We start from the raw sequence: 9572 nt of genomic DNA, 5'->3' as shown, positions 1-9572 counted from the left end.
CCGCGGCTGACGCTTTTTTGTTGGTCGGTACGGTCGTTTGTAGTTCAGCTCTCACGAAAGCTTTTGGTGATTGATTCAATGAAGGGTCGGATTAGGTAGTCCAGCGCCGTGCGTTCGCCCGTGAGGATGTAGACCTCGGCCGGCATGCCCGCAGAAAGCTCGAACCCCTCGCCCAGACCTTTGAGCTGGTTGGGATCTACTTCGATCTTCGCCATGAAATAGCTTTCGCCCGTCCGTTCGTCGGTCAGGCGATCGGCGGAAATCGACCGTAGCTTGCCTCTGAACTCGGGCAGGTTGCGCTGGGTGAAGGCCGACAGAACGATCTTGGCCGTCATGCCCCGGCGCACGACGTCGACGTCCAAAGGACGGACCCGCGCGTCGACGATCATGGGCGCGTCCTGGGGCACGATCTCCAGCAGCGTCTCGCCCGGTCGCACCACGCCAGCTTCCGTGGTCACTCTGACGTTCATGACCGTCCCGGCGATCGGGGCGGCCACGACGGTCCTGGCCAAGACGTCGCTGCGGGCCGGCAGCTTGCTCTGCAGAGACGCGAGCTCGGCTCTGACGCCGTTCAGCTCCTCGTTGACCTTCTCGCGCTCCTGCTGGCGCATCGTGAGGAGCTCGATCTCGGTCTCGCCCATCGCCTGCTTGTTCTTAGCGATCCGCGCCACATTGCTGGCGCGCGCGCCAGCAACCTCGGCCTGAGCGCGTTGGAGCGAGAGCAGCCGCGGAAGCCGTTCGAGCCCCTTATCGTAGAGCGTCTGGACGGACGCGATCTCGAGAGTGATCAACCGAGCCTGCTCGTTCTGCGCGACGATGACCCCGGACAGGCCGCCGCTCTCTTCCTCCAATTGAAGGATGCGCTGCCGCAAGATTCGCTCACGGCCGATCCGGGTTTCGCGGCGGTTCAGGAATAGATCGTCCTGGCCCTTCAGCGCGTCCAGCAAAGAGGCGGGATCAACTCGATCAATGGAGCGAGGGATCGCCATCATCGGTGAGCCGGCCTGCTCGGCCGTCAAGCGCGCTTCGAGCGCGATAAAGTGGACCAGTCGGTCCCGTAATTCGCCTAAGTTTGCCTTGGCGAGCGTGTCCTCCAAGCTGACAAGCTGCTGGCCAGGCGAGACATGGTCGCCTTCTCGCACGTGGATTCGGTGGACGATGCCGCCTTCGAGGTGCTGCACCGTTTTGCGGCTGCCGTCCGGGCTCACAAATCCGGGGGCAACAGCGGCCCCCGACAATGGGATAAGGGAACCCAGAACCCCGCCGATGACGAACACGCACAGGATCGTGGCCCAACCGAGATTTCGCGAGCCCCGGACCACGTCGGCAAGAGCCGTCGCGGGGGAGAAATTCGGGCCGGGCTTGCGCTTGGCGCGTGCCAATTTGGCGACGAACAGGATCGCAATCGCGCCCACCGCAAGCGCGGCCGCTATAAGGGCAACTCGTTGAACAGCTGGGTCGCGGGGCGAAAAACCTGAGACAACTGCGAGCGCTGACTGGCTCGATTCCTCGAGCAGGGCCCAGACACGCATCAGGATCGTCGACATGTCCATGATTGCTCTCCGGCCTTACTCGGCGGCGACGATGCGGGTTTCGGCTGAGGCCGGAACTTCGGATGATGAGCGCGGGTCGACGGAGGCTCCGGGCTGCACCGAATGAGAGGCTTGCCCCGGGTACGAGGATTGCGGCGCCGCCGGTCGGGGTTGGTGAACGGTGAGCTGCTTCAGGACCTCATCGAGCGGTCCGAATGCGCCGACGACGCCTTCCCGCAACACCAGGAGCATGTCGGCGCTCCGCAGCACACCAGGGCTGTGGGCCACGATAACTACAGTGCGGCCCTGCCGTTTGAGTTCAACGAGTGAATTTGCCAGCGCCTGCTCGCCCGCTCCGTCCAAGTTGGAGTTGGGCTCGTCGAGGACAACCAGTTTGGGGTCGCCATAGAGCGCTCGGGCGAGACCAATTCGCTGGCGCTGCCCGCCGGAGAGCCGGTCGCCAAACTGCCCGACCTGGGTCTCGTAGCCTTCCGGCAGACGCAGAATCATGTCGTGGACGTCCGCGAGCATGGCGGCCCGAGCCACCTTCGCGCTGTCCACCTGGCCCATCCGCGCGATGTTCTCAGCGATCGTGCCGGGAAAGAGCTCTACCTGCTGGGGCAGATAGCCGATATGAGGGCCGAGCTCGGCGGGATCCCAGGACGACACGTCTGCGCCGTCCAGCCGCACATGGCCCGCTACCGGCGCCCACGCGCCCACTATGAGGCGGCAGAGCGTGGACTTGCCGGAGCCGGAGGGTCCCAGGACCCCGCAGGTCGTGCCCGCCTCGATGGCCAGATCCACGCGCTTGAGGATCGGCTCCTCTGCGCCGACAGGCGCGTAGCGAACTTCCTCCAGAACGAGGCGGCCCTTCGGAGCCGCAAGCACCATTCGGTCGTCGCGATCTGGCGTCGCCTCGAACAAAGCGCGCAGGTTGCGGCGGGCTTGGCGCGCCGACACGAAGGTCCGCCAAGCGCCCAGCGCACGTTCCACCGGCGACAGCGCCCGCCCCATGATGATGGAGGCCGCGATCATGCCCCCCGAGCTGAGCTGGCCACGCAGCACCAGGGTGGCGCCGATGCCCAGAATCAGGATCTGCAGCGCGAGTCGCGTTGCTCGGGTGATGTTGGAGATCGTCTCCGTGACGTCCAAGGTCCTCTGGGTCGCCGCATGGACCTGGATCTGGTTGCGCTTCCAGCGGGCCAGCATGGCGCTAACCATGCCGAGCGGTCGGAGCGTCTCGCCATGGTCGATGATGGCCTGCGCCGAGCCTTGGAGCGCGCGCGCCGCGCCGGCCGTCTGCATGGACGGTCCCCGGGTGAGGATGTCGTTCAGCACCGCGAGCCCGAAGAGAAGAACCGCGCCGACCACCGCCACTGCGCCGAGAGCCGGGTGCATGAGCCAGATGACGCCGATGAAGACTGGCATCCACGGCGCGTCCAGGAAGGCCAGGATGGCTTCACCTGAAACGAAGGCCTTGATCTCGCTTACGTCGGAAGGGCCGGCCTCGCTGCGCACGCCGGCAAGGCGGGCCTCGACGCTTCTGCGTACGACGGCCTCGGAGAGCTGGGCGTCGAGCCACACGCCGGTGCGGGCAAGCATGCGCCGCCGCGCCTGCTCGAGCAGCCCGTAGGCGGCAACGCCCACCATTGCGGCCACGGTTAGCCAAAAAAGCGTGTGCGTGGACCCGCTGGTTAACACTCGATCGAAGACCTGCAGCATGTAGATGCTGCTTACCAACATGAGTAGGTTGGCGGCCAAGCTGAAAGACATCACCGGCTGAAGCTGCCGGCGCATCTGTTCGGAACAGGCATCGAAGATATTACTGGACGCCACTAAACCAACTCCTGAATGGAGGTTTTTTTAGGTGGCCTCAGCGTGACGGCTACAACTGGTCCGCGCACTACCCGTTTGGATAGGTTTAGCGATAATTTAACGTTTGGTTAACCTCCGGCGCAAATGGACTGCTAACCATCTCCGCGAGCGGGCGGCGGCTCCACTTGCGACATCCGTCGGAACGACGCCTGGCCTCGACGAGTTTGCGGCTAACGCAGTAGATCGCCTTCCGACGCTGCCGAGAAGTCGGCAGATCGTGGGACCCAAAAGCCCTGAGAAGAGGAGCGGCGAGTCACGTGGACCTGTCCGTCCTGATGCTCGAGCGCCTCGCCGTCATCACGGTGCACTTGGGCCGGAGAGCAGCCCTACCCCAAGACCTTGGTGAGTTGTACGCCATTCAGAAGCGCCGCGAGCTCAGCCTGCCGGTGCGTGGACGTTTTCAGGAATACGCTTTTCAGATGAAATCGGATCGCGGCCGCCGACACGTTGAAACCATTCGCGAGCTGCTCCACGCGGGCGCCGGAGGCGATTCCGGCGGCGACGCGAGCCTCAGCCGGCGTGAGTTCGAACAAGTCCTGAATGATCCCGGAACTCGGAACACGAGCCTGCTGGATCTCGGATACGATCGCGAGCATCTCGGCGCCTGCGAACAGGTTGACGGCGGGATCGATCGCTACTCGGATCTTCTGCATCAAAATTGGGCCGCAACCGCTGTGGGCCGGAAGCGCTGCATGGGACGCTGTCGACCGGGCAAGCTTCCGCAGCCCCGCCTCAACCCTAGAATCGTAAACCGGCGCCCTCCCGCGCCCGCTGATCCCGCCAGACTTGGAACGCGTGAGGAGTTTCTCAAACAAGTCGTTGCTCGCGACGATATCCATATGCACGTCCAGCATGGCCGCCGAGTGCCCAAGCTGGTTCAGGACTTCGAGTTGAGCGCGTATCCGTGCGTCCTCCGCATCGACGCAGGATTTGGCGGCCGCGGCCAGCAAAGTCTTGGCGTGCGTCAGCGCGTCGAACCAATGCGGCGCCTTTTTTTGCCCCCCTTGCCCGAGCACGAGAAGGACTAGGTCCATGTCCTTACCCAGCCGTTGCGCCAGGACATTTAGAACCTGCAGGTTCAAGATCGCCACCAATGCCGACGACAACGCGTCGATATCGATATCCGAAACGCCATCACGGTCGGCACGGCGTAACGAGCGTAAGACCAAGGCGTCGATTGTCTCGCTTTCCCGGCCAGAAGCGATGCCGGCATGCAGGATGCGCATCTGACGTCCGCGCCTGTAGACAAGTACGGCGACCTGTGAACGCGATTCAGCAACGATATAGTTCAGAAGCGAAGGCCACCTGCCCGGATTGGCAGCAGCCGAAGCGATACTGTTATTCAGTGAATCCAGGACACGCTTAAACATGACGCCTCGTGTAAAAGACGCCACTTAGTTACATTTTACCTCAAAGTTATACAATCTAACAGTGTCGGCTGGGTTATTATTGGAAGTATTATTTCTAGAAAAACTCGTAATCAATGGTTCTAGATTTTAAACTATGATGAGCCGGCCAGAGCTAGCTCAGAAAATCTGGACAGTGGGCGTAGGTGGATTTTCAGCCTGAACGCGGGATGATCGCCGTCCGATGCGACGAGATCATGCTTAGGATGCTGAAGCGGAAGCAGGCCAAGCTTTGAAGTCCGAATGCTCCGCTCTTTCCCTTGACCGGATGGCGGTCGAAGAGGTCGGCGCAAATCCCGAACGGCTCGCACAAGCCATTCATCAGCAGCTTGGACCGTGCGGCATGCGCAGCTCCAGTCATCACGACGACGACGAAGACGACCAGGTTGAGGATCTCGTCGATCGGCTCGGCCGGTGGGGCGCGCGCTCCCGATAGCGGCGCCTGGTTCGCTGATCACTGAATTTCCGTTCTCTGATGCTGCCAGTTGGCTTCCCTGTTCTGCGAAACAGGGAATTCGTCCGCAAGCCTTTGATTCTGCTCAGCTGCAAGCGCCGGCTGAGCCGGATAGAGCAGCCGGATGGCCAAGAGGGACGCCAGAAAGGCCAGCTACCGCACGGACCCGGCCCGCCATAGATATAAGGTCTACTGCTGCTTCGAGCATGAGCCCAACCCGCAGACATGGCTCCCGACCGCCCTCGGCGGCGTCCTGCCGGCTACGCCGCCCCTACAGCAGCGAATTTCGTACCTTGGAGATGGCTAGCGACGATCCGATTCATGAACCGGTTCGGGAGAATGTGGTGTCGCAAGCCACCTGCGTATCCTATTTACGTCGCGGGACGCAGATCGTGTCGGAAAAATGCTACGGCATTAGCTGCCCGCCGTTCACCTCGATCACCTGCCCGGTAAGGTAGCCGCTGAGTTGCTCCGAGCCGAGGAAGAGAAAAGCTCCGACGCAGTCCTCCGACGTGCCGACGCGGCCCATTGGCACCTGACGCCTCATGTTCTCGATCTGCTCGGCATTGGAATAGCGTTCGTGAAAGGGCGTGTCGATGACGCCCGGAGCGACCGCGTTCACTCTGATCCGGGCGGGCACGAGTTCCCGGGCCATTCCCTTGGTAAAGGCGCTGACGAAGCCTTTTGCGGCGCCGTACATGATCGCTCCGCCGCCTCCGCCGTTGCGGGCTGCGATCGACGTGACGTTGATTATCGAGCTGCCGCCGCCGGCCGGCATCAGCGGCGCGACGGCGCGCGTCAGCGCGAAGACCGACCAGCAGTTCAGCCGCATGACGTTCTCGTAATGGGCATCGTCCATCTGCGTGGTCACGACCCGGCCGAGCATGCCGCCGGCATTGTTGACGAGCACGTCGATCCGGCCGAACCGCGCCACGGTCAGCGCGACCAACGCCTCGACGTCCTCGGTCTTCGTCACGTCGGCCTGGACGCCCAGCGCTTCGCCACCCCCAGCCTCGATCGTGGCGACCACCGCCTCGGCGGCGTCGCGGCTGGCGTTGTAATGGACGACCACCTTCGCGCCGTGGCTGGCGAAGCCCTTTGCGACCGCCGCGCCGATGCCGGTACTGGCGCCGGTGACGAGGACGACTTTTTCTTTCAGGTCGGAGATCATGCGGTCCTCGGCGTCTGGCGGGAAATGGAGAAATGGCGCGCTACGGGTCAGGATGTCAGCGCGCCCGCGGTCATGCCCTGCACCATGAACTTCTGCAGGAAGACGAAGGCGATGACGAGCGGGAGGCTCGCGAGTACCGAGAAGGCCATCATCGTGTTCCACTCGGTCACGAACTCGGCCATCAGGCTGTAGATCGCCATGGTCAGCACGCGGTTCTCCCAGGATTCGATCAGGACGACGGCGAACAGGAACTCGTTCCAAGCGAGCAGGAAGGTGTAGAGGCCCGCGCCGATGAAGGCGGGGTAGGACATCGGGATCAGCGTCCGGAAGATCGCTCCGATGCGCGAGCAGCCATCGACCATCGCCGCTTCCTCGATGTCGCGCGGGATGTTGAGGAAGTAGCTGCGCAGCATCAGTACGCAGAAGGGCAGTGTAAAGGTCAGGTACACGATCACCAGCGAGGTCCGCGTATCGTAGAGCCCCAGCGTGATGAAGATCCGGAAATAGGGGATGCAGAGCAGCACCAGAGGGAACATCTGCGTGGTGATCAGAAACATCAGCACTGCGCGCTGCCCGACGAACTTGAACCGGGCGAGGGCATAGGCCGCCATCGCACCCAGCACCAGCGACAGCGTGGTGACGACCAGAGAAACGACCATGGTGTTGAGAAAGACGACCATGAATTTCTTGTTGGTGAAAATCTTGGCATAGCCCTCGAGCGTGAAGACCTGCGGAATCCAGTCCGGCGGCATCTTCATCACTTCGATATTGGGCCGCACTGAGACCGTGACCATCCAGGCGAGCGGGAAGAAGATGATCACGATGGCGAGCACGAGAAGGCTATAGGCGAGCAGGTTCAGCAGCCGCTCGCGGTTCCGCTGGCCGAGATGATAGGTCGAGATCGTCTGGGGGTGCGTGGCCTGGCGCATGTCAGTTCACGGTGCTCATGGTTCGGCGCACATAGACGGCGCTTACGACGAAAAGGACGAGGAACATCACGACGGCCTGCGCCGACGCGTAGCCAAAGCGCAGCTTCTGGAAACCGTCGAAATAGATCGCGCTCGCCAGGACCTCGGAGGAATGCGCCGGGCCGCCACCGGTCATGACGAAGACCGGGTCGAAGGCGCGGAAGGTCCAGATTGAGTCGAGCAGCACGACGGTCGTGATGACGCCGCGCAGCTGCGGCAGGGTGATGTGCCAGAACTGCTGCCACATCGTCGCGCCATCGATGTCGGCGGCTTCGTAGAGCTGCTTGGGCACGGCCTGCAGGCCCGCCAACAGCATCACCATGAAGAATGGGAAGGCGCGCCAGACATTCATGGCAGTGACCGAACCGAGCGCCGTGGACGGGTCGCCGAGCCAGGCGACCGACGCGTTGGGATCGATCAGGCCGATCGAGACCAAAAGCCCGTTGAGCACGCCGAAAGGCGCGAGCATCAGGACCCAGATCATGCCGGCAACCGTAGGCGCCAGCAGCCAAGGTACGATCAGCAGGCCCCGCGCGATCGAACGAAAGGTGTCGTTGATCTGCATGTTGAGGAGCAGCGCCAGCCCCAGGCCGATCACCAAATGCAGCGCAACGCTGAACACCGTAAAGACGACTGTCTGCCAGAAGGCTTTCCAGAACAGCGGATCCTTCAGGAGGGCCGCATAGTTGCCGAACCCGACCCACGTCTCGCGTTGGAGGTTGCTTTCGTGGAAACTCAGTCGGATGACGTCCCCGAGCGGATAGATCAGCAGCGCGACGAGGATCAGCAGCGCTGGCCAGAGGAAGGAATATGCCAGGAGCTCGTCCCGGTATCTGCGCTTGAACGCGAGCATGGGTCGCCGATCGGTGCGGGAGCGGCCGGCGCCCTATGCGGTCGCCGTCGTCCTTAAGCCATGGAGAAGGACGCGAGCGTGCGTCCTTCTGCGATGTCGTCGCGAGTGCGGGGCCGGCGGGCCTATTTCGCCGAGGCGAGGATTTTGGTCCACTCGGCTGCTGCATCGTCGAGCGCCTGCTTGGCCGACTTCTTGCCTTGGAGCGCGTTCTGAACCTCGGTCGTCATGATCTTGTTCATCTGCACGGCGTTGGGCATCACGAGATAGGGCGATTCCGCGTTGGCGCGGCCCATTTGGGTCACGAAGGCCTGGAACTCCTTGCGTTCCTTGAACCAGCCCTGCTCGGCGACATCGGTGCGCGCCGGGAAGGCGCCGGTGCCCTTGGCCCACATCTCGATGCCCTTGGGTCCCGACATCCAGCGGATGAACGCCCAGGCGGCCTCCTTGTCCTGCGCCTGGCTCGACAGGGTGTTGAGCGAGCCGCGCACCATCGTGCCGGTTGTCTTGCCGGCGGGCAGCGGTGCGATCTCATAGTTCAGCTTCGGATTGAGCTGCTTCTGGATAGCGATGCCCCACGGCCCCTCGAACATCATGGCGACGTTGCCGGAGGCGAAATTGGCGCGCTTCTCCTTCTCGCCGTTGCTTAGCACGCCGGGAACGGACACCTTGTCCTTGTTGATGCGATCGACGTACCACTCGATCGCGGCCACGCCTTCGGGGCTGTTGAACACGGCCTTGTTGCTGGTCGCGTCGATCAGCTTCGCGCCGGCCTGCAGCAGCAGCGGGTAGATCTCGTAGGTCATATTGGTCGGCGGCTCGCCCTGAAGCGTGCCGGTGATCGCGAACTGGCGCTTGTCGGGGTTGGAGAGCTTGCGCGACATCTCCGCGAACTCGTCCCAGGTCGTGGGCGCGGCAGAGAGGCCGGCGGCCTTGAACAGGTCGGTGTTCCAGAACAGTGCGACCGCGCCGCTTTCCACGGGCAGGTAGAACTGCTTGCCACGCCAAGTCTGGTGGAAAGTCTTTGGAATGTTCTCCCAGAAGGCCTTGGGCTCCTTGGCGATGCGCTCGTCGAGCGGGTCGATCATCCCGAGATCGGCGAATTCCGCGACCCAATCGACCTGCACCATCAGCACGTCGGGGAGCTTCTTGGCCTGATGCTGGACGATGGCGCGGTCATGGAAGCCGGTGAAGGGCGCGTCGACGGGGGTCAGCTTGATGCCGGGATTGTCGGCCTCGAAGGCGGCCTTCAGCTCGGACATGAATTTCTCGCCGACCTCAGTGCCTTTCCACTGGCCCCAGCGGACCTCTTTCTG

At 62.8% G+C, this 9572-nt stretch carries 7 protein-coding genes; all 7 read right to left on the bottom strand.

The features are described 5' to 3' along the window. Positions 1-44: 44 nt before the first annotated feature. The 7 genes from AXW83_RS23810 to AXW83_RS23770 all read right to left on the bottom strand — a co-directional run bounded on the left by AXW83_RS23810 (position 45) and on the right by AXW83_RS23770 (position 9518). Complete coding sequence (locus tag AXW83_RS23810; protein WP_066618308.1) at positions 45-1553, bottom strand: HlyD family type I secretion periplasmic adaptor subunit; 1509 nt, start codon at positions 1551-1553, stop codon at positions 45-47. Between the two features lie 15 nt (positions 1554-1568). Continuing rightward, a complete protein-coding gene (locus AXW83_RS23805) occupies positions 1569-3368 on the bottom strand; it encodes a type I secretion system permease/ATPase (protein ID WP_066618305.1) in 1800 nt (599 codons plus the stop codon). 365 nt (positions 3369-3733) lie between these two features. Beyond that, positions 3734-4777: a helix-turn-helix transcriptional regulator gene (locus AXW83_RS23800; RefSeq protein ID WP_156640351.1), complete on the bottom strand. Its 1044-nt coding sequence runs from the start codon at positions 4775-4777 to the stop codon at positions 3734-3736. 896 nt (positions 4778-5673) lie between these two features. Further along, positions 5674-6438: an SDR family NAD(P)-dependent oxidoreductase gene (locus tag AXW83_RS23785; protein WP_066618284.1), complete on the bottom strand. Its 765-nt coding sequence runs from the start codon at positions 6436-6438 to the stop codon at positions 5674-5676. A 47-nt stretch (positions 6439-6485) separates the two neighbouring features. Further along, the gene (locus AXW83_RS23780; RefSeq protein WP_066618282.1) at positions 6486-7367 is read right to left on the bottom strand and encodes a carbohydrate ABC transporter permease; all 882 of its coding nucleotides are present in this window, start codon (positions 7365-7367) and stop codon (positions 6486-6488) included. Position 7368: 1 nt separating this feature from the next. Then, positions 7369-8259 carry a carbohydrate ABC transporter permease gene (locus AXW83_RS23775; RefSeq protein WP_066618281.1) on the bottom strand — a complete coding sequence of 297 codons (891 nt, stop codon included), beginning with the start codon at positions 8257-8259 and terminating at the stop codon, positions 7369-7371. A gap of 122 nt (positions 8260-8381) precedes the next feature. Next, on the bottom strand, positions 8382-9518 hold the full coding sequence (locus tag AXW83_RS23770) for an ABC transporter substrate-binding protein (RefSeq protein ID WP_168166151.1): 1137 nt from the start codon (positions 9516-9518) through the stop codon (positions 8382-8384). Between the last annotated feature and the right edge of the window lie 54 nt (positions 9519-9572).

Origin of the sequence: Bosea sp. PAMC 26642 (genome assembly GCF_001562255.1) — a bacterium.
GTDB lineage: Bacteria > Pseudomonadota > Alphaproteobacteria > Rhizobiales > Beijerinckiaceae > Allobosea.
This window is presented reverse-complemented; position numbering and strand designations above follow the sequence as displayed.

Coding starts and splice junctions, on each gene's coding strand:
- AXW83_RS23810 (WP_066618308.1), bottom strand. CDS start 1,553: ATGGACATGTCGACGATCCTGATGCGTGTCTGGGCCCTGCTCGAGGAA.
- AXW83_RS23785 (WP_066618284.1), bottom strand. CDS start 6,438: ATGATCTCCGACCTGAAAGAAAAAGTCGTCCTCGTCACCGGCGCCAGT.
- AXW83_RS23775 (WP_066618281.1), bottom strand. CDS start 8,259: ATGCTCGCGTTCAAGCGCAGATACCGGGACGAGCTCCTGGCATATTCC.
- AXW83_RS23780 (WP_066618282.1), bottom strand. CDS start 7,367: ATGCGCCAGGCCACGCACCCCCAGACGATCTCGACCTATCATCTCGGC.
- AXW83_RS23800 (WP_156640351.1), bottom strand. CDS start 4,777: ATGTTTAAGCGTGTCCTGGATTCACTGAATAACAGTATCGCTTCGGCT.
- AXW83_RS23770 (WP_168166151.1), bottom strand. CDS start 9,518: ATGTCCGAGCTGAAGGCCGCCTTCGAGGCCGACAATCCCGGCATCAAG.